The organism is Dyadobacter sp. HNCC25DJ183, from assembly GCF_056895175.1.
On sequence record NZ_JBXHAP010000006.1, the window covers coordinates 107,530 to 130,292 of the forward strand.

Here is a 22,763-nt window from a genome sequence, read left to right on the forward strand (position 1 = left end):
GAGGAGACATAGTTTCTTTTTTCTATCCCTTTATAAATCTTCTTTCGCTGTATGAAGCGCTTTAAATCCTGGAAATCAGGTGTTGTGGCTGGGTTGGTAGGTCTGAGTCTCGTTTGCTGTAATAAAGAGGCTGAAAAGGAAAAGCAGGAAGAAAACAGCAGCCCGCCACTTTTTACATCGCTGTCTCCCGAAAAAACCAAGGTCGATTTTAGTAATACACTCACGGAAGGTTTGAATACCAATGTGTTGATGTACGAATATTTCTATAATGGCGGCGGGGTAGCGGTCGGGGACGTGAATGGAGATGGGCTCGACGATATCTACTTCACAGGAAATATGGTGTCCAATAAGCTGTATCTCAACAAAGGGAATATGGTTTTTGAGGATATCACAGCACAGGCGTTAGTTGGTGGCCGGGAAAAACCCTGGAAAACGGGAGTTACAATGGCCGACGTGAATGGCGACGGGAAACTGGATATTTACGTTTGCTACTCCGGCAACGTTTCACCCGAAAGCTTGCGCAACCAACTGTTTGTCAATAAGGGAAATAATGCAGCAGGAATACCGCAGTTTGAAGAAATGGCAGGCCAGTATGGTCTGGCCGATCCGAGTAATAGTACGCAGGCTGCCTTTTTTGATTTTGACAAAGACGGCGATCTGGATATGTTTTTGCTCAACCATAATCCTAAGTCGCTGCCCATTCTCGATGAAGCCAGTACAGCCGACCTTCTGAGTAAAGATGATCCTGTAACTGGCGTACGTTTATTCCGCAACGATCCGAAAGGAAGCGCGCCTTTCTTTACGGATATCACCAAAAAAGCCGGCATTCACAGTTCTCCGCTGACATACGGACTTGGGATCGGTATTGCAGATATCAACCAGGATGGCTGGCAGGATATGTACATTTCCAACGATTATTCCGTACCTGATTTTTTATACATCAATAATAAAAACGGCACTTTCACCGATGTGCTGGATGAAAGTATCGGTCACACTTCGCATTCGTCAATGGGCAGCGATATTGCCGATTTCAATAACGACGGGCTGCCGGACATTTTTACGCTGGATATGTTGCCAGAAGACAACCGGAGACAAAAGTTGCTTTCCGGTCTGGATAACTACGAACTCTTCGACTTCAATGTAAAAGTGGGCTTTCATCACCAGTATATGCGCAATATGCTGCAAATGAATGAGGGGACAAGCAAAGGCTCGAAGGTGCCTGTTTTCTCGGAAGTAGGTCAGCTTGCAGGCGTTTCAAATACGGATTGGAGCTGGGCTACGCTGTTTGCAGATTACGACAATGACGGCTGGAAAGACATTTTCGTCACAAACGGAAACTTGCGTGATTTCACCAATATGGATTTTGTCAAATTCATGGGAGATCATTTGAAACGCATTGAAGGACAGGTTAAGCGGGAAGATGTGCTGCAATTGGTGTACCAGATGCCTTCTTCAAACATGAAAAATTACCTTTTCAGGAATGGTAAAAACCTTACGTTCAGTAATGTAGCGGATAGTTGGGGGCTGGGTGAAATATCGAATAGCGGCGGAGCAGCTTACGCAGACCTTGATAATGACGGCGACCTGGATCTGATCGTCAATAACATCAACAAGCCGGCTTTTATTTACCAGAATGAAGGAAATAAGCTTTTGCAGAACAATTACCTCAAAATCAAGTTAGAAGGAGAGGGGAAAAATACTTTCGGAGCGGGTGCGAAAGTGACTATTTACCAGAAGGGTCAAAAGCAATTCCTGGAACAAATGCCGACACGCGGGTACCAGTCGAGCGTGTCGCCTATTCTCCATTTTGGTTTGGGTAAAAATGGCCATGTTGATTCCTTGTCGGTGACCTGGTTGAGCGGCAAGCAGCAGAAAATCGTTTCACCAAAAGTTAACCAGCAACTGGTACTCTCTGAGGTAAATGGAAAAATGACCAAATCGTTTCCACCAAAATACAATCCTGCATTTAACCCGATTCCTTCTCCGATTGCATTCAAAAGCCCTTCGATTACAACCAATGATTTCAAAAGGCAGCCGCTGCTGATCAACCCGATTTCATTTTCGGGACCTTGTCTGAAAAAGGGCGATATCAATGCCGACGGACTGGAAGATGTGTTTGTAGGCGGGGGCGCAGGCGAGCCGGCGAAGCTGTATATCCAGCAAAAAAATGGTTCGTTTACCAGCAAGCCGGTACCCGCATTTGAAACAGACAAACAATCAGAAGACACAGATGCATTGTTTTTTGACGCCAATGGAGATGGTTTTCAGGATTTGTTCGTGTGCAGCGGCGGATATGCCAGCTTTATGCCCGAAGATCCTTTGCTGCAAAGCAGGTTATATCTGAATGATGGAAAAGGGAATCTGACCAGGAGCATTTCATCGCTACCGAAAATGCTGACAAGTACCAGCTGCGTGCGGGTTGCGGATCTGAATGGGGATGGTAAGCCCGATTTATTTGTCGGCGGGCGGGTAATTCCCGGCCGGTACCCCGAAGCGCCAAGAAGTTATGTATTGATCAATGACGGGAAAGGGAATTTTTCGGATCAGACTAAAAAGTGGAATGCGGATCTTGAAAAAATAGGACTGGTAACCGACGCAGCCTGGACAGATTTGAACAATGATAAAAAGCCGGACTTGATTTTGGTAGGCGAGTGGATGCCGGTAACTGTTTTTATCAATACAAATGGAAAGCTGGAAAATAAAACCGCGGACTATTTTGCCAAACCTTACAAAGGATGGTGGAATAAAATACTGGTAGAAGATTTCAATGGTGACGGAAAGCAGGATCTGGTCATAGGCAATATGGGGCTGAACACGCAATGCAAAGCCAGCGATTCTGAGCCTGTTCAGATGATCTACAAGGATTTTGACGATAACGGATCGATCGATCCGATTATGAGTTTCTATATCCAGGGTAAAAGCTATCCATATGTAACGCGTGATGAGTTACTGGATCAGATGAGCATTATGCGGACCCGTTTTCAGGATTATAAAAGCTACGCTGATGCTTCGGTTAAAGAGATTTTTACTGCGGAAGAATTACAAGGCGCGCAGGAACTCGAATCGAATTATCTGAAAACAGCCTATTTTGAATCCAATGCGGCAGGTAAGTTCGTTGAGAGACAGCTTCCGCTGGAAGTGCAAAGTGCGCCGGTTTACACCATTACCAGTCTGGATTACAACGGTGACGGCCACAAGGACCTGCTGTTTTGCGGGAATGTGAGTAAGGCGAGACTGCGGTTTGGTAAGTACGACGCCAATTACGGGATACTATTGAAAGGGGACGGAAAAGGAAAGTTCGCCTACATCCGGCAGACTGATTCGGGTTTTAGCCTGAAAGGGGATGTGAGAAGCGTGCTGCCGATTGGCAATAAATTGTTGTTTGGGATAAATCAGAAGGAAATAAAAGCATATCAGATTGGTAAAGTTCATTAAAATCATTGCGCTGCTGCTCGCACTTGGCATTTTGGCGGGGTGCAGTAAACAGCAAAAGGAATACAACATTAGTCCGGAAACGATTGGCCAGGTTACCCTACAGATGACCGACGTGATGGTGCATGATGTAACTAATCCGCCATTGAGCGCCCGGTTTTTTGCCTACGCCTGCTTGGCCGGGTATGAGACAGTAGCGCAGCATGACAGTGCTTACAAAAGCATGCACGGTGTGTTAAACGATTTTCCCCAAATTACGAAACCGGCCATTGAAACATACTCCTACCAACTGGCGGCAGTAATGGCGATGCTGGAAACTGCCAAGAAAATGCAGCCTTCTGGCGCACTCTTGCAGAAGTACCAGGACCGACTGCTTGATTCGTGCAAAACACTTGGCTGGGATGAGGATGTGCTCGCTGGTTCCCGGGAGTATGGAATTGCGATCAGCAAGCAGATCCTGAAATACGCCAAAGCAGACAAATACAACCTGATCAGCAACTATCCGCGGTACGAGCCGCGCAACACGCCAGGTACCTGGTACCCGACGCCGCCGGGATATTTCCCACCCGTCGAGCCTTTTTTTAGCACGGTAAGGCCGTTCACGCTTGACTCTTCTTCCCAGTTCATCCCGCCTCCTCCTGTTGCATTTTCGGAAAAGAAAGACTCTGAGTTTTTTAGGTTGATGAAAATGAATTATGATGATAAAAAAGAGCAGGAGCATTTAGTAACTGCCGCCTTTTGGGATTGTAATCCATTTGCATTGGAAAACAGAGGCCACTTGCTGGTAGGAATGAAAAAAATCTCTCCCGGCGCGCATTGGATGGGTATAACGGAAATTGCATGCAAGCAGGCGAAGACAGATTTTGGCAAAACTTTGCTGGTCAATACCAGTGTTGCGATTGGCTTAATGGATAGTTTTATGACTTGCTGGGATGAGAAATACAGAAGTAACCGCATTCGTCCTGAAACCGCGATCCGGAAATTCATCGATCCTACCTGGAAGCCCTTTTTGCAAACGCCGCCATTCCCCGAGTACCTGAGCGGCCACTCTGTGATATCAACTTGCTCAGCTGTTATACTCACGCATTACCTCGGAGAAAACTTTGCTTATACCGATTCGGTTGAAGAACGTTTCAACCTGAAAGCACGCAAATTTCCCTCATTTAAGGCTGCCGCATTGGAATCGGGCGCTTCAAGATTCTACGGAGGAATCCACTTTATGGATGCGATTACAAATGGGCAGAAGCAGGGAGAGCAGGTAGGAGAGTGGGTTGTGAAAACTTTGGAGAAGCACTAGATCTGGCTTAGCTCTTCTTCTAAAAAATTACGAAGGCTGATAATCTTGACATCGTGACTTGTCTTGTATGTGTCGCTTCCCGGAGTAATAATGTATTTGTTTGCCGGATTCAGATCCTCAGTGCAGCTAATAAAACCTCGTGAAACGGTCGGTGCATTGCTTAATTTGATTTCGATACAAGCCAACGGCATAATTCCCCTCACGAGGATCAGGTCACATTCAGCTCCGGTCTGAGTTCGGTAAAAGAAGAGGTTAATATCGTTGGGAATATGTTGATAGATCTGCTCGATCACATAACCCTCCCAGGAAGCCCCCACTCCCGGGTGCCCAGCCAGCTCTTCCATGCTGGTAATGTTAAGGAGCCGGTGCAGGATGCCAGTATCCCGAATATATATTTTTGGAGATTTTATCAGCCTTTTCTTTGCATTTACGAACCAAGGTTGAAGTCGCTTGATCATGTAACCTCCTTCCAGGAAATTAGCATATCGCAATACAGTCGGAGCGGTTATACCCAATGATCTGGCAAAAACCTCTGCATTCCAAACGTTCCCGCTTGAATGGGCGAGCATATTCCAAAAGTTACGCAGTGTTGTTGGTACGAGTTCGACTCCGAATAAATGTGCCAAATCTCTTTCTGCATAACTTCTTATAAAGTCATCTAGCCAATCAATTGCAGCTTTATTACTATCTGATAGAAGTGCTTCTGGAAAGCCCCCTCTAAACCAATGCTCCTGCATTGTTACATGATCGGGTATTTCCTGCAATCCAAATGGAGTAAGTTCCATATAAGAAATGCGTCCGGCAAGGGATTCGGATACCCCTTTCACTAATGTAGGTGAGGCAGATCCCAAAACTATGAAACGGCCAGGTTCACGGTCTTGATCGATCAGTGGGCGAAGTAATGAGAACAGTTCAGGCCTTAATTGAATCTCATCAATGATAACGCAGTGAGAAGTTAAATTTTCCAGATAGGTGTAGGCATCGGCGAGTTTAGGCTGATCCCGGGGATTTTCCATATCCAGATAGGTAAAAGGCTTTTGACAAGACGTAGCAAGGGTCTTGGCCAATGTAGTTTTACCAACCTGCCTAGGACCAAGAATGGCCACTGCCGGTGACTTTCTTAATCTTTCCTCGATTTTAAACTGAATTATTCTCTCTAGCATAGCTGCAAATATACGTCATAACCTAGTAAATCCAAAGTTCAACTTTGGATTTACTAGGTTAAATACCTTTATAAGCTACTTATATCAGTACTTTGCAGCAATTCCGATGTATACGCATATCCCGCGTCAAACAACGCTCTTGCTTTTCTGAAATCAAAAATACCGAAACCGTTCAAGGCGGGTGGCTCTATAAGCAGGTCGCATTTTTTAAAACGTTCCCGGTTTTTGGTATGCATAGCCAGGATCAAGCTGCGGTAAATGATCTCGGTTGTTGTTTTCAGCGGTTTGTTCAAACTGAATGGGTTACAGTGACTGCCAATAATAATGTCAGCCTCACCTTCGATGTGTTCCACAGGTAAGTTATTAAGCACGCCGCCGTCGACAAGATTGCGGCCATTTACCTGAATGGGACTAAAAAGACCGGGAATGCAGCAGGAAGCGAGTAGTGGCAATGCAAGTTCACCCTTTCGAAAAATGACAGCTTCGCCGGAGATTATATCCGTCGCATTAATTACAAGTGGTATTTGTAGCGATTCAAATGTGTTTTCGGGAATGTACTGACAAATCACGGTTTCAATACGCTTCATTTGCAACAATCCGCTTGCTCCGAAGCCCGGCCGCAGATATGGATAAAAGCTGGTTTGTATGATCTTATCTAGAATGTCGGCAGGTTGAAAACCATAGGCGATCATTGCTCCGACAAAGGCACCCGAGCTCGTCGCGCTGATGATACCCGGCTTTATACCATGTTCCTGCAAAGCCTGGATCACTCCAAGATGCGCAATCCCGCGCGCTCCGCCGCCCGATAATACCAGCCCGATCTTCATACCTTATTCTCCTATAAAATCACTCAACTTCCCACGCTCTCTGATCCTGATACCTTTTTCGGTATGTTCCACAATGCCGGCTTCGTAGAGCGGATCGTGTTCGAAAAGTAGGATATGATTTTCGTCTGCTGCATTTTTTAGTATCTGTTGCTTTTCGTCCATGGTTTGCAGCGGCCGCATATCATAGCTCATAATCCATGGGAGCGGAATGTGAAATGAAGAGGGGAGCAGGTCCGCGACGTAGATGAGCTTCCGGTCATTATAGGAAATCACAGGCAGCATCATCTGTTCCGTGTGACCGTCAACATAGATGAAATCCAGTTTTTCAAAAGGGGAGGTTTTATTTTGGATAAACTTCAACTGCCCTGACTCTTGCAGTGGAAGTATGTTTTCTTTCAAAAACGAAGCTTTTTCACGCGGGTTCGGATTCACCGCCCAGTTCCAATGCGCTTCATTGGACCAGTAAGTAGCATTCGGAAATGTAGGGAGCAGCTGCGAATTGTCTTTGCTGAAACTCACCGCGCCACCTACGTGATCAAAATGCAGGTGCGTCAATAGCACATCTGTAATATCAGCTGGCTCAAAACCCTTGTCCCGAATGGAGCCCAGCAGCGTAGCATCGCCGTGCAAATCATAATGCCCGAAAAACTTTGTATCCTGCTTGTTGCCCATCCCGGTATCAATCAGGATCAGCCTTTCTCCATCCTCAATCAACAAACAGCGCATTGCCCAGGAGCAGAGATTCTTCTCGTCCGCAGGATTTTGTTTGTTCCAAAGCGACTTCGGGACAACACCAAACATAGCGCCGCCGTCGAGTTTAAAAAAGCCGGTATCGATGATGTGAATGTTCATAAGGGATGAATGCTTTTTGATCGTCTTCAATGGGAAGGGCCGAACATTGTGGTGGTCTAACATAGCATTATTTTCTCGATCTTCCGACTTTGAAAGCCAATAAGCCTGACTATGCAATTTAAACATCTACCCTTTTCTGCCTGCTTAACAGCGGCAATATGTCTTTTTACCAACGCATTTGCACAAAAAACACCGCTTCAATATGTTGAAACGCGGATTGGTAGTGCGCCTTCCACCACGGAAAGTGCGAAGGCGCATAGCGAGGCAGGAAGTGAGCTGAAAGGGCAAACTATTCCGGCTGTCGGTGTTCCCAACGGAATGACACAATGGACACCTCAAACGCGCTCGACTGAGACCAAATGCATTTCGCCATACTATTATAATGATCAGAAATTTCAGGGATTTCGTGGTACGCACTGGCTGAACGGTTCCTGCGTGCAGGATTACGGCACACTCACGATTATGCCAATGTCCGGCGAGCTGATTACCAATCCGGAGCTGCGCGCAAGTACTTTCTCGCACGAAAAAGAACGGACTTCACCCGCTTATTACGGGGTATATCTGGAAGATGAAAAGATTGACGCCGAGGTAACAGCTTCCGCCCGGGCTGCTGTTATGCGCTTCCGGTTTGAGAGTGGTAGCGAAACATTCATCGTCATCGAGCCGAACAGCGACGAGGGACAGGGTTTTGTGGAGGTATTTCCGGAGAAAGGCGAGGTGGCAGGCTACAATCCTGTGCACCGGATTTACCAGGGTTCAGGCCAGCCGGCAGGGTTCAGCGGGTATTTTGTAATGCGGTTTGATAAAAAAATCTTTCAGTCCGGTGTCTGGCTGAACGACACAATTTCGCCAATGGGCCGCACTTTGACCGGTAAGGGAAAAGGGGAGAAGCTGGGTGCTTATGTAGGTTTCGGCGAAGGTGTGCAGACCGTCACTGTGAAAATCGGGACTTCATTTACGAGTCTGGAAGCAGCCCGGCAGAACCTGGATAAAGAAATCGGCAGCAAAGATTTTGAAAGTGTCAGAAAATCAACCGAAAAGATTTGGAATGATGCACTGGGGAAAGTTCAGGTGAAAGGTAGTGAGAATGATAAAACGCTTTTTTACAGTGCATTGTACCGCACGAAGCTGCTGCCCAGGCTTTTTTCAGATGTAGCCGGGACTTACCCTTCCTTTGCGGGAGGTACGCCGTTGCAAAAGGCGGAGGGTTTCGATTACTATTGTGATTTTAGCTTGTGGGACACTTTCCGTGGCGCTATGCCTCTAGATATCCTGCTGGAACCTGAGAAAGCGGGAGATATGATGCAATCGCTTGTGAAAAAAGCGGAGCAGGGAGGCTGGATGCCCATTTTTCCGTGCTGGAATCATTATACCGCAGCAATGATCGGCGACCACGCCATGTCAGTAGTCGCAGATGCGTACAGCAAAAACGTTCGCAATTTTGATGTGAATGCAGCTTATACTGCGCTACGGAAAAACGCATTTGAAGTAAACAGTGATGCGAAAAGTTATGCTTCGGGCAAGGGCAGGAGGGCGCTGGACTCCTATCTGAAATACAACTATGTGCCGCTGGAAGACAGTGTGCCGCTTGCATTTCACAAGCGTGAGCAGGTTTCCAGAACGCTGGAATATGCATATGATGACTTTTGTTTGTCTGTGCTAGCCAGTGGAATCGGCAAAACGGAAGATGCGCAGGTATTGCGAAAACGCGCTCTTAATTACAAAAATGTCATAGATCCAGCAACGGGTTATGCGCGCGGCCGCTACGCAAATGGGGGCTGGATTGCAGATTTTGATCCGTTTGCCAAACGGGCCAGCTTTATTACTGAGGGTTCGCCTGCGCAGTATACCTGGTTTGTTCCGCAGGATATCGCCGGTTTGCAGAAGATCATTGGCGGTGAAAATGCCTTTATCAATAAACTGGACACGCTTTTTAATCAGGGGCATTACTGGCACGGGAATGAGCCTAATCACCAGATTGCTTACCTGTACGCATTTGCCGGGCAACCGTGGAAAACACAGCAATGGACACGCAAGATTATCCGTGATGAATATGATACCGGCATGGGCGGGTTGAGCGGCAATGAGGATGGAGGCCAGATGTCGGCCTGGCTGGCATTTAGTATGATGGGTTTTTATCCTGTCACGCCAGGTATTGATCAATATGTACTTGGAAGTCCGGTGTTTGAAGAAATGACAATTCAGGGTGCAAAAGGCAGGAAATTCAGTGTTATCGCGAAGAATGTGGCTGACAATGCACCTTACATTCAATCTGCCACCTTGAATGGAAAGCCATTTAGCCGCACTTACCTCACCCACGAAGAGATCGTCAAGGGCGGTAAGCTCATTCTGCAAATGGGAACAGAACCAAATAAAAAATGGGGCTCGGAAGCGGCGAATGCACCATTTTCTCTTTCAACCAGCGGATTGTAGTCTGGTATAATCAATAGTAATTTTTGGATTTATAAACAGAAGTAAGTGTTTTCTTCTGAATTTCGCCGGGTATGCAGTAGGATATTTGTGATTATTGGTCAATGTCATTAATTTCAGTCAAATCCATTCCTATTTTACACCAACCCAGATGAACCGCAGAAACTTCTTCGAGAAAGCAATTCCCGCCACTTTTGCATTAGGTACCATTGCTGCTTCATGCGCACCCAAAACGCAGCAGTATTATCCTGACAAGCACTTTCATATCAGTGGGGGCTACCATCAGATTCCTAAGCTGCGGCTCTCCATGGACCGGATTGTGAAGGAAACGGTGGGCTTGCGGCCATTCCGGGCGTCGGGGCCGCGGCTCGATGTGGAGCAGCTGGGTAACAAAACGCTTGTACATAATTACGGACACGGAGGAAGCGGCTGGTCGCTGTCTTGGGGTACGGGCAATATTGCGCGGAATAATGTGCTTAAAACCGGCGAGAAGAAAATTGCGGTACTCGGTTGCGGAACAGTCGGCATTGCTACTGCCCGGCTTTTACAGGAAAGTGGCTGCGAGGTGACGATCTATGCCAAAGATGTTCCGCCGAATATTACAAGCAACCTCGCGACAGGTACCTGGTCGCCTGCATCGCGGGTTTGTGACAAGAAAGTAGCCAAACCTGAATTTCAGGCAATCTGGGAAGAGGCGACGCGGTTTTCACACCGCCGCTTTCAGTTTCTGCTAGGAATGAACGATATCGCCTGCTGGGCTGAGGAATACAGTGTTTTTAACCAGGCTCCTGTTTACGCGCCCGGCGCAGGCGGCGAAGATTTTGAAGTGGAAGGGTTGCTTCCGGAGCGGGTGCGGCTTACTTCCAAAGAGCACCCGTTTAAAGCTGACTATGTGACACGCCGCTCCAATATCATGTTCAATATCCCCACTTACCTGCGTCACCAATTGCAGGATTTTACGATGTTTGGCGGAAAAGTAAAAATTCACGAGATCAAGCGATTGGAAGATATTGACGCATTGCCGGAGAAGGTAGTTGTAAACTGCATGGGCCTCGGCGCCAAGCCCGTATTCAATGATGAAGAACTTACGCCGGTTTCAGGCCAGCTTTCCTGTCTGATCCCGCAAAGTGATATCAATTACAAACTGTACACGCAGGGAGCTAATTTTATCTCACGCAAAGACGGAATTTACATCGGGAGCAATGGCATTGTAGGTAACTGGGATACCACGCCAAGCAAGGAGCAAACCGAGAAAACGGTTGGTATTTTAATGAAACTTATGGAGGATATGAAAGGCTAGTGGCCTAATCCTCTTTCACGTGATATCTTCTTCTGATTTCGTTGATAAGAAACTTCTTGTGGGCAGTAAAACTTTCCGGGTGCATTGTTTCAAATATGCTGCGCCACTCCTGAAAACGGGCATTGTCTGCCTTTTGGAATGTTTCCGGGTCTATCTTTTTTGACGTTAAGTACTCTTCAAACTCCATATCTCAGATTTTTGACGCAATATATCGGTTTAAAAGTATTTGCAACTTATCATCACTACTTCCGTTATTCGTTGATATTTGGATTTGCAAAGTTTCAGGCAGCAATACTTTTGATTTAATACTAAAATGAAAATTGACTTACGCAGCGACACGGTCACCAAACCTACCCTGGGAATGCAGCAGGCCATGTGGGCCGCAGAGGTAGGGGATGATGTAATGGGCGATGATCCGACCGTGAATGCATTGCAGGAAAAGGCCGCGCAGCTTTTTGGAATGGAGGAAGCATTGTTCTGCGCGTCGGGTACATTGACGAACCAGCTCGCTATCCGCGCGCATACACAGCCCGGAAGCGACGTGATTTGCGATAAATACTCTCACATTTACCTTTATGAAGGTGGCGGGATCATGCTCAATGCGCTTTCCTCGGTGAAGCTGCTCGACGGCGACAGGGGCAGGCTAACGGCGAGCCAGGTAGCAGAAGCGATCAGCCCGGAGCACGATATACACTCCACAGTAACCCGGCTTGTTTCTTTGGAAAATACGATGAACAAAGGAGGCGGCAGCTACTACGATTTTGAGGAGATCCGTGCAATCAGGCAGGTTTGTGACACAAAAGGAATTCCATTGCACCTGGACGGCGCCCGTCTGTTTAATGCATTGGTAGAAACACGCGAAGAGCCCGCAAAATACGGTTCGGTTTTCGACAGTATCAGTATTTGTCTTTCCAAAGGGTTGGGCTGCCCGGTAGGTTCATTGCTGATAGGTACCAAGGAAGTAATCCAAAAAGCACGCCGTTTCCGGAAAGTAATGGGCGGCGGCTGGCGGCAGGCAGGTTTTCTGGCGGCGGCAGGGATTTACGCATTGGATCACCAGGTAGAAAGATTAAAGGAAGATCACCTGCGTGCCCGGGAGATTGGAGCCATTTTCGCTGCGAAGCCGGAAGTGGAAGAGGTATTTCCCGTGGATACAAACATCGTTATTATCAGGCTTGCGCCGGGGATATCAGAAGCTGAGTACGTACAGCAACTGGCGCAAAGAGATATTCTTGCTGTTACCTTCGGAAAAGGACTGGTGCGCTTTGTCACGCACCTCGACTTTACTGATATGCATCTGGAAGAACTAAGAAAAAGAACAGCCTGAACGATAACGTTGCAGGCTATACTTCCGGGATTGTTTCCTCGTATTCATACTCTGAATTCGGTCCCTGATAAATCACTTTCATTCCCGTGAGGTCGGCTACGTAGGTATGTATGCCTGCGGCGCCTATCTCGCGTAGGAAAGTTGGATAATCCGTTTCACCTTCCTGTGAACGCCTGATCGCATTTTTCACCTCTTCCAGCTCGAAAGCTTCGGCACATTCAAATTCCGGGAGCTCGCCCGGGATCATCAGTTTGTCCCCGTTCGTGGCCGTGTAAGTACGCTGGTAATTCCTCACTTTTACCTCGTAATTATCTACCCCGATCGCTTTCAGGTTCTTTACAAAATAAGGATATGGCTGTCCAGCAGATCGTTGCTCTGCCGACCGGATCAGTTCTTCCGTTAATTCGATCATTTCCATAGCTATGTGTTTTTTTAAATCCCCAAACCCTTAAAATAGCTGTGCCAGGCCCTTATTCCCAAATGTACAGCAACAAAATTCAGGCAATTCTCGCCGTGTTCAGCGAAGGTACCCACTCGTCACGGTTACAAAGACGACAAGTATGTGCCCCCGACTTCAACACTTCGGTGTTGCCGCAAAATGAGCACGAATGATAACCGTCGCTTGAAATCGTTTTGCTTTTCTTGTAATACAAAGACGGCAGCAGCGGCAGTCCGTATTTCACTTCTTCATCCTTGTAAAAAAAGATACTTACCTCGCCGGAAGGTTCCAGCAATGCAGTTCTTACCTGACCAAGATGTTCAATGCTTTTTGACCGCAATTCAGAAAAAAACTCATCCTGCGCCAGTGTTTCCTTCGAAAATTCAGAAATGGAAAAGCGGCCTTCATTGATCAGGCAGACTGTTTTTCCTTCTACTATCTTCTCGAAAAATTTGCTCTTTCCCGTAAGCCAGGTTACCAGCCTGTAAAGCATGATAATCGTGGCAAACACCACCAATGCCGGTATAATACCTACATCTTCATAAAACATCGGATCACCTGCTGCTGAGCCCAATGCGATGATAATGACCGTCTCAAAAATGGAAAGTTGCCTGACTCCCCGTTTGCCTGTGATTCGCAGGGCAACAAGAAGGAAGACAAACATGATGGTCGATCGCAGGAGTACTTCCAGCAGAAAAATGGGAGGGAGTTCGTTGAACAAAACCCGGTCCCATTCCAGAATTTCCGTCATTTAGCAGCAGATTTAGTAGAAAGGTTTGAGCAAATGAAAAGATGTTACTTTACACCTTTCGGGTAAGGTAACATCTTTTTGCACTTGTTTAGTCGAGGTATAGTGTGATTGACGCTTTTAATGCGCTATATCTTCATCATCGTGGTGCACGATCAGAGAACTTCTTGTATCAAGTTTCTTGATCATCTCATTTGTCATGCTATCGGCATAAACCCCATAGCTGCTGATCAATGTGCCTTTCAGACCATCTTTTGACTCAATCGCATAGAGGATCGACATATCGCCCGGGTCAGTCATACCTTCGAATCGGTATACCTGAACAATGTCAAAATCTTCCGGCGAAAGGTTCAGGCAGATACCGTCTTCCTTATGCACTTCCAATGCATGTGCAGTCAGGTTGAAATCGTAGGTAAACCCATCCTCTTTCAGATCTTCAAGTGTTTCGAGCAGGGTATCCGGCTCCGACATGTTTTTATTGGAAGGATTTTCCTTTTTGGTTTGATCCTTATCAGTTCCTTGCAAGTCCATATCTAATTTGTTTAAGGTTATAATCAGGATATCATATCTTCCGATATGTATGTATATAAGCCTCGTTGTGATCGGAGGCAGTTTGTTGTGCTAGTTTAAAAAACGCTACGCTGTTTGAAGGGTGAACAGAAAAAAGCATGCCTTTCAGCTACAATGTCACCAGGCAGTTATTAAGAAACTACTGTAATCTGTTCAGCGCATTTGAAATGTGCATTTTAAAACCGCTGAATGCTGCGTTTCTGCTGTTTTGGAATTCGATATGTGCAGTAATTTCTTGCAAATATTTTAGAAATCATGCGAACATTTTGAGGTGCTTTGACCTCAGTTTGTCTTAAAATGTAGAAAGAAAAATGCCCTGAGAGAGGCAGGAACTTACTTTGGCCGGTAAATCAGCTGTCCGGTGTGGTAAGCGGCAAAGCATCCGAGTCCGCCCTCAATATTGGTGAACACCAGTGAAGGTTCTACGAAGGGATTATCAGCGTTGCGTGCATTGTCCAGAGACTTGTGATACCTGAAATAATTCTCATCCGTATTTAACACCTCCATAGTCATGGAAATGATCTTGGCTTTTGGATAAACCGTAAAATACGATCCGTCACTTGTGCCGAAACCTGTGGGGCCGGGCAGCCTCAATGTACCTGTTGGCGAGGTGAAAACCGTTCCGTCCAGATTGACGTCGCTTTGAAAATTGTCGCGGCCGATGGTTTCTTCCCAGTTCACATTGAAACGGTTCCGCACGCGGCGCTCACTGTATTTACCACCTCCAAGACCGTCGGGAATGCTGTATTCGAGGTCAACAAATGCCCGTACGCGATAGTAATTTCGCTCACCCGGGATGTCAGTCCACTTCATTTTCAAACGAAGTGTCGTATCTGAAAAGCTGGTATATGCAGTGTCCAGTTCGAAAGTCATTGGCACCACCGCTTTTGCCGGTACAGAGCAGGTTGAGGTCACTGTCCGGCCTCCCTGAGATACGGTGATCTTGTAGGTCCGGCCGGCTACGACAGGAAACCGGGCTTTGTCCGTCACGTACAAATCGTTGGTTGAGTCAAATGGAACCGTTACCTCGCGCGTCTCGTCGGAAAGTTTTACTACTGCATTTCGGATAATTCCCTCGGTTGTATTAGGCTCTCCGAACAAGGGACGCGATTGTGTGACTGCTACAATAATGCGTGGATTTTCGGGAGACAGGAAAGCCTGAACCGTCAGTCGCGATTCGGTTTTTGGCAAATCAGCATCGTCGATCTCCGTCACCAGCGACTCGCAGGCCGACAGGCTGATCCATAAAATGAATGCGATTACAATGTTGATTTTCATATCAAAACTTGAAATTGTAGCTGAATGAGGGAAGGATAGGGAATAGTGAATAGCGTTTCAACGTTTTCCTGCTTCTGACTGACGAGCCTTCGGTCACGTTTTCACTATCGATATTATAGAAGAATGGATTGCGCCTGTTATAAACATTGTAAATGCCGAACTCCCAGGTCCGCTCGTGCCTTTTCTTCTTTTTGTGAAACTGGATAGCCACGTCGCCTCTGTGGAAAGGCTCTGCACGAAAGCTGTTTTTCTGGCCGTATTCATTCACTTCCCTGCCGCCCCAGTCGATAACTGTTTGCCCTTCCGGAGTAACACGCGGCACAAAATTGTCTCTGAGGCCGGTGTAAGTCGAGATTGGGAGGGTCAATGCATTTCCGGTTCCGTAAACCCAGGTTGCACTCAGGGTAATGCGCTTGCTTAGCTCATAAATGCCCACAACCGACAAATCATGCCGCCTGTCGTAACGCGGAAAGAAGGTCCGGCCAAAGTTCAGCTCGGGAAATTTCCAGTAAGTCCAGGACAAAGTGTAGCCGATCCATCCTGAAAAGCGCCCAGTTTTCTTCTGGATCAAAAATTCGGCACCATAAGACCAGCCTTTACCGGCAGTAACATTTTCTTCCCAGCTCAGTTCATTTGCATTTTCTCCATTAAAACTTAAAAAAGACGATCCTTCCTTGTAGTTTAAAATGTTGTCCATTGCTTTGTAATAACCTTCCAATGTCAATGTAATGGCAGGTTTTTCGAGGTCTTTGGCAAAACCGACTGCTACCTGTCTGGACTGCTGAGGAGCAATGCGATCGGTGGTAGGTACCCAGAGGTCGGTTGGAAGTCCGAGGCCGGTATTGGAGAGCAAATGCACATACTGGTTCATTTGTGCATAGGAAGCTTTAAACGAGAAATCTTTCGCCAGCCTTAATGCAGCTGAAAACCGTGGCTCCGGCCTGATATAGTTTTTGGTTTCGGTCTGAAATGAGCTTAACCTGAACCCTGCATTTATTTTGAATGCTTCAAGCGCCTGCCAGGTGTCTTCAATGTATAACCCGGCTTCAAGCGAGTTGACGGGCCTGACCGATCTTTCAATGGAGTTATCGATGAATGAACCCTCGATTGCAAGCGCCGAAGGTACAAACCGGTGGAAAGTCGCAAGTCCTCCGAATTTGACTGCATGTTTGGTCGATGGGTAAAAGTCGAAATCGATCTTGCCTCCAAAATCACGTATTTTCGAGTTATAATCGAGGCTGAATTCATCGGTATCATTTGCATTGATTTCTTTGGTGTAACTCGAAACTCCAAAGTCGAAATTGCTGTAAATCAGTGAAGTGTTGACAAAAAGCTTCTGATTCAATACGTGGTTCCAGCGCATGGTTGCGGTTGCATTCCCCCAGGCCAGGCCTGCGCGGGTTTCCGAGTCAGAGCTTTTTTCATTAGCATGAAACTTGTCTCTCCCAAAATACCCGCTCACGTAAAGCTTGTCCTTTGAGCCAAGATCATAGTTCATTTTTGCATTCAGATCATAAAAATAATAGCCGGGCTTCACCTGACTATCTGATCCCTGCTGCGATTGCGCGATAAATGGCGCGGCCAGAATATCAATGTAAGTACGCCGTCCCGAGATCAGAAAAGAGGATTTACCTTTTGAGATAGGCCCTTCCAATGTAAGTCGGGAGGAAATTAACCCGATACCACCTTCACCGTGCAATTTTTCTTTGCTGCCTTCTTTCATATTCATTTCCAGAACCGAGGAAAGCCGGCCACCATAACGCGCAGGAAAACCACCTTTTGTGAGCTCCACACTTTTCAGCGCGTCGCTGTTGAAAATGGAAAAGAAGCCGAAAAGGTGGTTTGCATTATATACCACTGCATCATCGAGAATGATCAGGTTCTGGTCCGGTCCGCCGCCGCGTACATACAATCCGGTTTGTCCCTCGGTCCCTTTCTGTACACCCGGCATAAGCTGCAAGACGCGGAGTACATCCTTTTCACCAAAAAATGCGGGTATCTTTTTAAGCTGCTGGATCGGAATCTCGACCTTGCTCATTTGCACATCGCGGCTTACATAATCTTCCTGTTTTCTCGCAGAAACCACTACTTCTTCGAGCTGGGTAATGGTTGCGAGAAAGATATTCAGCTCTGCATCCCGAAGTAAGCTCATGGGGCGGGTTACTTTTTCATATCCGACAAAGGAGAATGAAATGCGGGCAGAGTCGGTTCGGGGAAGGGTGAGCGAGTAAAATCCGTAGGTGTTGGTAACGGTCCCGTAAGGTGAATTTTCAATGTACACATTCACGCCCGGCAATTGCTCCTGGCTCCCGCTTTCCTTCACGAAGCCGCTGATGGTAATCCGGTCCTGCGCCAGCGCAGCGATTGTTACAAGAAAAAGAAGAGGAGTAAACAAAAATCGCATAGTGCGGGAGCTGGTTCGCTTTTGTAACGACCCGATAATATTTATAGTATGATCCGTTTTTCGCGCATTACCAACTCCCGGGGGCATTCTTAATGCATGCTTATTGTATTGTCATCCATGTTGTTGCGGAGCATCAACCCGGAAGATACGCTTGCCAGTACGAGTTTGAGATTCGGGTCAAGCTCTTTTTTAAACCACACTCTCCCATTGTTGATCGTGGATACGGCCGCTACTACTTTTCCATCCCATGTAAATTGATAGCCGTATACGTCATTTTGGGTCAAAAATGAAGTGGAGCCTTCCAGCTCGCGAATGCCTTCAATTTCTATTTTAATGTGGTTGGAGCGGACAAAACCGACAGTGCTGTTCTTGCTTAAACTCCGGCTTGCTCCGTCTACGTTATGAACCAGAAAGTCCCACGACTCACTGGATTCCGCAACTTTGACCGTACCTGCAAAGTAGTTTTTGTATTTGAGAGAAATAGAAAAGTAATCCTCCAAAGGCGCATATTCGGTTTCCTTAAACCGGCTGACAAGCGCCACATCAGCGGTAGTCCCATTTAAGCCAAATTGCTGAAAGCTGATCTTTTCGCGCGCTCCATTGAACTTAACGATAAATGGAAGCGAATAGCTGAATGTCCACCCGCGCTTGACTTTGCTGGTTTTGTAGTCACCAAAAGACAGTACCTGGCCAATCTGAAATCCCTGACGGCCTTTTACCTGGTAAGTTTCAGTATCCGTTTTAAGTTGATTATTAACTGCAACTTCGGCAGTGCGGCAGGAAAAAATGAGAAGAGAAAATGCGGCCGTAAAAAGAAGGCCTTTCACAATGTGTAAAGAGGATTTGAATTGCTGGTTCATGGAAATAAATAGAGTTTTTATTTCCAGAAACAAGAACAGATACGAAAGTTGCAGGCGAAAGAGAAATTCTGTGTAAACGGCAAAGGAGGCCCATTTGAACCTCCTTTAAAGCTGATCGCCGAAAGCCAATAGCCGAAGTTACTTCACCCCCTTAACCCTCATTTTCAAACCATAAACCGCAGTTTCTGCAGTTATAAACAACAGGTCCCGGTTTTTTCCTCCAAAACAAAGATTGGCGGTCCAGCCATTATGCGTTGGAAAGTGCGCGATTTGTTCGCCATTTTTATCGAAAACCGTAACGCCTTTTCCGGTAATGTACAGGTTTCCTTCTTCGTCCAGGATCATACCATCGGAGCCTTTTGACACAAAAAGGGTTCTGTTGGTCAGTGTTCCATCATTCTGAATATCATATTTGTAGGTCTTGTTATCACCAATGTCCGCTACGTACAATGTTTTGCCGTCGGGCGTGCCGATAATACCATTTGGCTTTTTGATCTTCTCGTCAACGCGGGTTAGTTTTTTGTGGTCGGGACTTAGATAATACACGTGCTCACCGTCCTGCTGCATTGCCGGGTCGCGCTTCCAGTAGTCGCGTTTGTAAAGTGGGTCTGTGAGGTAAATGCCACCTTTTGCATCTACCCAGAGGTCATTGGGTCCATTCAGCAGCTTGCCTTCGTAGTCTTTGACAAGCACAGTTGCTTTTCCATTTTTGTCAAAAGACCAAACCTGATTGTCTTCGTCCGAGCAGCTGATCAGGTTTCCCTTGCTATCGAAGTACATTCCGTTAGCCCTGCCTGCTTTATCCGAAAAAACAGAGAATTTGCCTGTTTCTGCATCCCAGCGGATGATTTTGTTGTTAGGCTGATCGGTAAAAAACACGTTACCGTCTTTGTCGGGCGTAGGTCCCTCGGTGAATTTATAACCTTCACCAAGCTTTTCAACCTGTGCTCCGGGAGCTGCTATTGATTTGGAATCCATCATTTGTGCTGAAAGTAAAGCCGGAAAGAGCAAAGCTGTTAATCCGGAAAAAATAGAAAATATACCTGCTGATCGTTTCATAGTAAAAACAGTGCCGGGTTGTGTTGATGCGGCCTTGTTGTAAAAAGCCGGTCAGCCTTGGTTCCTTACTTGTCAAATTCTCGAAGGAGCGACGCCATAGGCTTTTTTGAATGCATAGGAAAAATGGGAAAGGTCTTCAAAACCAATTTCCAGGTAAACCTCAGATGGCGCCTTGCCTTTCTCCCTGATCAAATAATAGGCTTCTTCCAGCCGGCGTTGCACCAGCCAGCGGCTTGGAGAAATGTGAAAAATCTTTTCAAAATCACGCTTGAATGTAGCCAGACTTCTTCCGGTCAGATAGGCAAACCGTTTCAGCTGCACATTGAAATGGAAATTCTGGTTCATGAAGCCTTCCAGGTCAATTTTTCCAGGTTCACTGAAATCGAAAAGAATGTCTTTCAACTCCGGGTTGGTTTGTAACAGAATCAGCAGTGCTTCACGTAATTTCAGCGAAACCAAATCCGGATTATCGGGTTGATTTGTTTCGTAGTAGGGTATAAGCGAGAGTATATAGCTTTTCAGCAACTTGTCAGGACGCAATTCGATTACCGAAGCGTGATTTTGATGCGGCGCTGCAGTGTACCCGTATTCAATGCTGAAATTGCGCAGCGTTTGCTGATCGAAAAAGATGGAAATGGATTTGAAATCGCCGTTTTCCGGCGGATACTTATTGAATTTAATCAGGCTGTTTCTCCTGCTGAGCCTGAAATCGCCTTCATTGCTGATGTATTCGCCGCGCCCATCATTAAGCACAAGCGAGCCGGCAATCTGAAAGCTGAAAGCATGTTCTTCAACAAACTGCTCCCCCTCGCGGCTCCTGGCGTGGTAGCAGGAGTATACAATCTGAGATAACTCGGAGCCTCGAACCGGGTTTGTCATTGTTTAAGCTATTTCAAAGAAACAGCATTGCAGCACTGATTTGTTCTGCAAGCTGTCTCTGATTTCAAAATGCAAAATCTGTTAGATACCTTTCATGATCTGGTAAACCTTACCGGCCTCCGATTCAAAAAAGTTTTCGGATTCGTCGCGATCTGTGGAAAGACTTACCTGCATCCATTTTTCGAGTTCTGCCTGCCTGGTTGCATCGGCGCGTTGCAGAATGCCGATCGCCTCGCTTCCAAGTACCAGATGTAACGGAGGTTCCGGATGGTTGGCTAAGTCTACCATCACCTTCGCGGCTTTATCAGGATCACCTACGGGGACAAATGCCCCGCTTTCCAGAAACTTTCGGATGCCGCCTACCGTTTGCTCGTAGCCTTCAATTTCCGGCGCAAAACTCATGGAGGAACCAGCCCAATCCGTGCGAAAACCGCCGGGTTCAATGCATGTAACTTTGATATCTAACGGTGCTACTTCCTTTGACAATGCCTCGCTGAATCCGCTTAGACCGAACTTTGCAGCCTGGTACATGGTGAGCCCAGCACCGCCTACCCGCCCGCCAATGGAGCTGATCTGAAGAATGCGGCCAGATCGTTGTTTCCGCATGTGCGGAAGTACGGCGCGGGTGACTTCTATGGGTGCGTACAAGTTGGTAGCCAGTTGACTTTGGACCTGTTCGTCGGTAAAAGCCTCTGCTGCACCAGTAATCCCGAAGCCGGCATTGTTCACCAGTACATCGATTCTCCCGAAATGTTGAACAGCGTCAGCTACTGCTGCATGGATTTGCTCCTTGTTCGTTACGTCCAGCCCGATGGGATATACCTGATTGGGATACCGGCGGACGAATTCATCTAATTGTTCCGTATTTCTTGCAGTTGCAGCTACTTTATCGCCGCTTTTCAGTACTGCTGCAGTGAGGCTCTTTCCCAATCCGCGGGAGCTGCCTGTGATAAACCAAACCTTTGTCATCGTTCTGTCTTTTTAAATTACGATAGCAAAGGTCAGGGGAAATGAATGTGACAGTTTTGTTGAAAAGCTCAAATGTGCTTTGTTCAAAAGCTCGCATTGGTAAAATCTGGAGTGATTTCGGAATGCGCCGAATGTTGCGATAATAAAAAAGGTGCCGTAAGTGGCACCTCAATAACTATGGGATCAAACGTTGCTGGCTTTTTTCAAGACCTTCCAAAAACTGCCGGGCCCGGGCTGTTTTTTCTGGAAAGAGATCGCGGTCACCGATTTTTATCAGTAATTGCCTCAGAAATTCAGCTCGCTCTTCCGGGTCATTTGGAATGACAGATGGATTTTTTTCTTTTGTTTCCATATCTTAAAGTTACAACTATTTTCTAAAAAAGAGAATGGCATCATATAACCGCCCTGGTATGTAAAGTTCAGTGGTGAGGCTTCTGTTTTCTCTTAAAAATCCACCTAAAAACCAGTAGTGTAGACCCAGAACCTGGAAGTTTTTCTCAACATAATTGCGATAAAGTGTGATCCGCTGGTTGAACTTGCGGCAAACCTTGGTGCAGCGTCTAATGCATGTTTCTCTGCATTTCTCAGCAAAGTCTGTTCGGCTGTCGCTTCCTTGTACCATAATGATTGCTTCCGGGAAGTTCTCGAAGAATGGTGGAATAGTGGACAAAACGGTGCGAAATACCTTATATGCATCTCCGTTGTTGGACTTTGCCTGATCAATAATGTGATCGAATTGCGGATCATAGTCTCCAAATCCAAGATTGTATACGTTTCTGCCTTCAAACTTTCGAACATAAGTGTACTGCACAGCTTTAATTATATTATCGGGGCCTTCACTCGTAAACATGAGTTTGTATCCAATTGGTAGTTTGATTTCCTGAGTCTTATAAGCATCGGATAAATTTGCCATTCAGAAGATTTTACAT

Annotated in this window: 20 protein-coding genes; 5 read left to right on the forward strand and 15 right to left on the reverse strand. The window is 46.5% G+C overall.

The genetic code is table 11. From position 1 onward, the window contains the following. The first annotated feature begins 51 nt into the window (after positions 1-51). The gene (locus tag AC1XTG_RS16180; protein WP_484842654.1) at positions 52-3,435 is read left to right on the forward strand and encodes a VCBS repeat-containing protein; all 3,384 of its coding nucleotides are present in this window, start codon (positions 52-54) and stop codon (positions 3,433-3,435) included. Further along, entirely contained in the window at positions 3,413-4,729 is a 1,317-nt protein-coding gene (locus AC1XTG_RS16185) for a vanadium-dependent haloperoxidase (protein WP_484842875.1), read from the forward strand. The genes AC1XTG_RS16180 and AC1XTG_RS16185 overlap by 23 nt, the downstream gene beginning before the upstream one ends. On the opposite strand, the gene AC1XTG_RS16190 is transcribed toward AC1XTG_RS16185, so the two are convergent. From AC1XTG_RS16190 to AC1XTG_RS16200, 3 genes are all read right to left on the reverse strand, one after another. Beyond that, positions 4,726-5,892: an ATP-binding protein gene (locus AC1XTG_RS16190; protein ID WP_484842655.1), complete on the reverse strand. Its 1,167-nt coding sequence runs from the start codon at positions 5,890-5,892 to the stop codon at positions 4,726-4,728. The two genes, AC1XTG_RS16185 and AC1XTG_RS16190, sit on opposite strands and share 4 nt — an antisense overlap. A 68-nt stretch (positions 5,893-5,960) precedes the next feature. Continuing rightward, entirely contained in the window at positions 5,961-6,719 is a 759-nt protein-coding gene (locus tag AC1XTG_RS16195; protein WP_484842656.1) for a patatin-like phospholipase family protein, read from the reverse strand. Positions 6,720-6,722: 3 nt separating this feature from the next. After that, entirely contained in the window at positions 6,723-7,571 is an 849-nt protein-coding gene (locus AC1XTG_RS16200; protein WP_484842657.1) for an MBL fold metallo-hydrolase, read from the reverse strand. 111 nt (positions 7,572-7,682) lie between these two features. On the opposite strand from AC1XTG_RS16200, the gene AC1XTG_RS16205 reads away from it, so the two are divergent. Beyond that, a complete protein-coding gene (locus AC1XTG_RS16205; protein ID WP_484842658.1) occupies positions 7,683-10,004 on the forward strand; it encodes a GH92 family glycosyl hydrolase in 2,322 nt (773 codons plus the stop codon). A gap of 148 nt (positions 10,005-10,152) precedes the next feature. Next, a complete protein-coding gene (locus AC1XTG_RS16210) occupies positions 10,153-11,301 on the forward strand; it encodes an FAD-dependent oxidoreductase (RefSeq protein WP_484842659.1) in 1,149 nt (382 codons plus the stop codon). A 4-nt stretch (positions 11,302-11,305) separates the two neighbouring features. On the opposite strand, the gene AC1XTG_RS16215 is transcribed toward AC1XTG_RS16210, so the two are convergent. Beyond that, positions 11,306-11,488, reverse strand: coding sequence for a hypothetical protein (locus AC1XTG_RS16215; protein ID WP_056280911.1), 183 nt, complete (start codon positions 11,486-11,488; stop codon positions 11,306-11,308). 126 nt (positions 11,489-11,614) lie between these two features. On the opposite strand from AC1XTG_RS16215, the gene AC1XTG_RS16220 reads away from it, so the two are divergent. Beyond that, entirely contained in the window at positions 11,615-12,628 is a 1,014-nt protein-coding gene (locus AC1XTG_RS16220) for a threonine aldolase family protein (RefSeq protein ID WP_056280914.1), read from the forward strand. Between the two features lie 16 nt (positions 12,629-12,644). Here the strand turns inward: AC1XTG_RS16220 and AC1XTG_RS16225 are convergent, their stop codons facing one another. From AC1XTG_RS16225 to AC1XTG_RS16275, 11 genes are all read right to left on the reverse strand, one after another. Next, complete coding sequence (locus AC1XTG_RS16225) at positions 12,645-13,046, reverse strand: DUF1398 domain-containing protein (protein ID WP_056280916.1); 402 nt, start codon at positions 13,044-13,046, stop codon at positions 12,645-12,647. A 79-nt stretch (positions 13,047-13,125) separates the two neighbouring features. After that, positions 13,126-13,818 (reverse strand): DUF421 domain-containing protein, encoded by a 693-nt coding sequence (locus AC1XTG_RS16230; protein WP_484842660.1) that lies wholly within the window; start codon positions 13,816-13,818, stop codon positions 13,126-13,128. A 117-nt stretch (positions 13,819-13,935) separates the two neighbouring features. After that, positions 13,936-14,346, reverse strand: a complete 411-nt coding sequence (locus AC1XTG_RS16235; protein WP_056280921.1) for a hypothetical protein — start codon at positions 14,344-14,346, stop codon at positions 13,936-13,938. 372 nt (positions 14,347-14,718) lie between these two features. Next, positions 14,719-15,663 carry a DUF4249 domain-containing protein gene (locus AC1XTG_RS16240; RefSeq protein ID WP_056280923.1) on the reverse strand — a complete coding sequence of 315 codons (945 nt, stop codon included), beginning with the start codon at positions 15,661-15,663 and terminating at the stop codon, positions 14,719-14,721. A 1-nt stretch (position 15,664) separates the two neighbouring features. Further along, positions 15,665-18,067: a TonB-dependent receptor gene (locus AC1XTG_RS16245; RefSeq protein ID WP_484842661.1), complete on the reverse strand. Its 2,403-nt coding sequence runs from the start codon at positions 18,065-18,067 to the stop codon at positions 15,665-15,667. A gap of 89 nt (positions 18,068-18,156) precedes the next feature. Next, positions 18,157-18,927 (reverse strand): hypothetical protein, encoded by a 771-nt coding sequence (locus AC1XTG_RS16250; protein WP_484842662.1) that lies wholly within the window; start codon positions 18,925-18,927, stop codon positions 18,157-18,159. A 138-nt stretch (positions 18,928-19,065) separates the two neighbouring features. Then, complete coding sequence (locus tag AC1XTG_RS16255; RefSeq protein ID WP_229238606.1) at positions 19,066-19,905, reverse strand: SMP-30/gluconolactonase/LRE family protein; 840 nt, start codon at positions 19,903-19,905, stop codon at positions 19,066-19,068. A gap of 153 nt (positions 19,906-20,058) precedes the next feature. Beyond that, positions 20,059-20,865 (reverse strand): helix-turn-helix domain-containing protein, encoded by an 807-nt coding sequence (locus AC1XTG_RS16260; RefSeq protein ID WP_484842663.1) that lies wholly within the window; start codon positions 20,863-20,865, stop codon positions 20,059-20,061. A gap of 81 nt (positions 20,866-20,946) precedes the next feature. Further along, positions 20,947-21,834, reverse strand: coding sequence for an oxidoreductase (locus tag AC1XTG_RS16265; RefSeq protein ID WP_484842664.1), 888 nt, complete (start codon positions 21,832-21,834; stop codon positions 20,947-20,949). Between the two features lie 175 nt (positions 21,835-22,009). Next, positions 22,010-22,186, reverse strand: coding sequence for a hypothetical protein (locus tag AC1XTG_RS16270; RefSeq protein ID WP_157474575.1), 177 nt, complete (start codon positions 22,184-22,186; stop codon positions 22,010-22,012). A gap of 15 nt (positions 22,187-22,201) precedes the next feature. Then, a complete protein-coding gene (locus AC1XTG_RS16275; RefSeq protein WP_056280935.1) occupies positions 22,202-22,747 on the reverse strand; it encodes a DUF6934 family protein in 546 nt (181 codons plus the stop codon). Between the last annotated feature and the right edge of the window lie 16 nt (positions 22,748-22,763).

Bases quoted from the DNA above. Each gene is read 5' to 3' on its own strand.
- AC1XTG_RS16180 (WP_484842654.1), top strand. From the start codon at position 52: ATGAAGCGCTTTAAATCCTGGAAATCAGGTGTTGTGGCTGGGTTGGTA.
- AC1XTG_RS16190 (WP_484842655.1), bottom strand. From the start codon at position 5,892: ATGCTAGAGAGAATAATTCAGTTTAAAATCGAGGAAAGATTAAGAAAG.
- AC1XTG_RS16195 (WP_484842656.1), bottom strand. From the start codon at position 6,719: ATGAAGATCGGGCTGGTATTATCGGGCGGCGGAGCGCGCGGGATTGCG.
- AC1XTG_RS16200 (WP_484842657.1), bottom strand. From the start codon at position 7,571: ATGAACATTCACATCATCGATACCGGCTTTTTTAAACTCGACGGCGGC.
- AC1XTG_RS16205 (WP_484842658.1), top strand. From the start codon at position 7,683: ATGCAATTTAAACATCTACCCTTTTCTGCCTGCTTAACAGCGGCAATA.
- AC1XTG_RS16210 (WP_484842659.1), top strand. From the start codon at position 10,153: ATGAACCGCAGAAACTTCTTCGAGAAAGCAATTCCCGCCACTTTTGCA.
- AC1XTG_RS16215 (WP_056280911.1), bottom strand. From the start codon at position 11,488: ATGGAGTTTGAAGAGTACTTAACGTCAAAAAAGATAGACCCGGAAACA.
- AC1XTG_RS16220 (WP_056280914.1), top strand. From the start codon at position 11,615: ATGAAAATTGACTTACGCAGCGACACGGTCACCAAACCTACCCTGGGA.
- AC1XTG_RS16225 (WP_056280916.1), bottom strand. From the start codon at position 13,046: ATGGAAATGATCGAATTAACGGAAGAACTGATCCGGTCGGCAGAGCAA.
- AC1XTG_RS16230 (WP_484842660.1), bottom strand. From the start codon at position 13,818: ATGACGGAAATTCTGGAATGGGACCGGGTTTTGTTCAACGAACTCCCT.
- AC1XTG_RS16235 (WP_056280921.1), bottom strand. From the start codon at position 14,346: ATGGACTTGCAAGGAACTGATAAGGATCAAACCAAAAAGGAAAATCCT.
- AC1XTG_RS16240 (WP_056280923.1), bottom strand. From the start codon at position 15,663: ATGAAAATCAACATTGTAATCGCATTCATTTTATGGATCAGCCTGTCG.
- AC1XTG_RS16245 (WP_484842661.1), bottom strand. From the start codon at position 18,067: ATGCGATTTTTGTTTACTCCTCTTCTTTTTCTTGTAACAATCGCTGCG.
- AC1XTG_RS16250 (WP_484842662.1), bottom strand. From the start codon at position 18,927: ATGAACCAGCAATTCAAATCCTCTTTACACATTGTGAAAGGCCTTCTT.
- AC1XTG_RS16255 (WP_229238606.1), bottom strand. From the start codon at position 19,905: ATGGATTCCAAATCAATAGCAGCTCCCGGAGCACAGGTTGAAAAGCTT.
- AC1XTG_RS16260 (WP_484842663.1), bottom strand. From the start codon at position 20,865: ATGACAAACCCGGTTCGAGGCTCCGAGTTATCTCAGATTGTATACTCC.
- AC1XTG_RS16265 (WP_484842664.1), bottom strand. From the start codon at position 21,834: ATGACAAAGGTTTGGTTTATCACAGGCAGCTCCCGCGGATTGGGAAAG.
- AC1XTG_RS16270 (WP_157474575.1), bottom strand. From the start codon at position 22,186: ATGGAAACAAAAGAAAAAAATCCATCTGTCATTCCAAATGACCCGGAA.
- AC1XTG_RS16275 (WP_056280935.1), bottom strand. From the start codon at position 22,747: ATGGCAAATTTATCCGATGCTTATAAGACTCAGGAAATCAAACTACCA.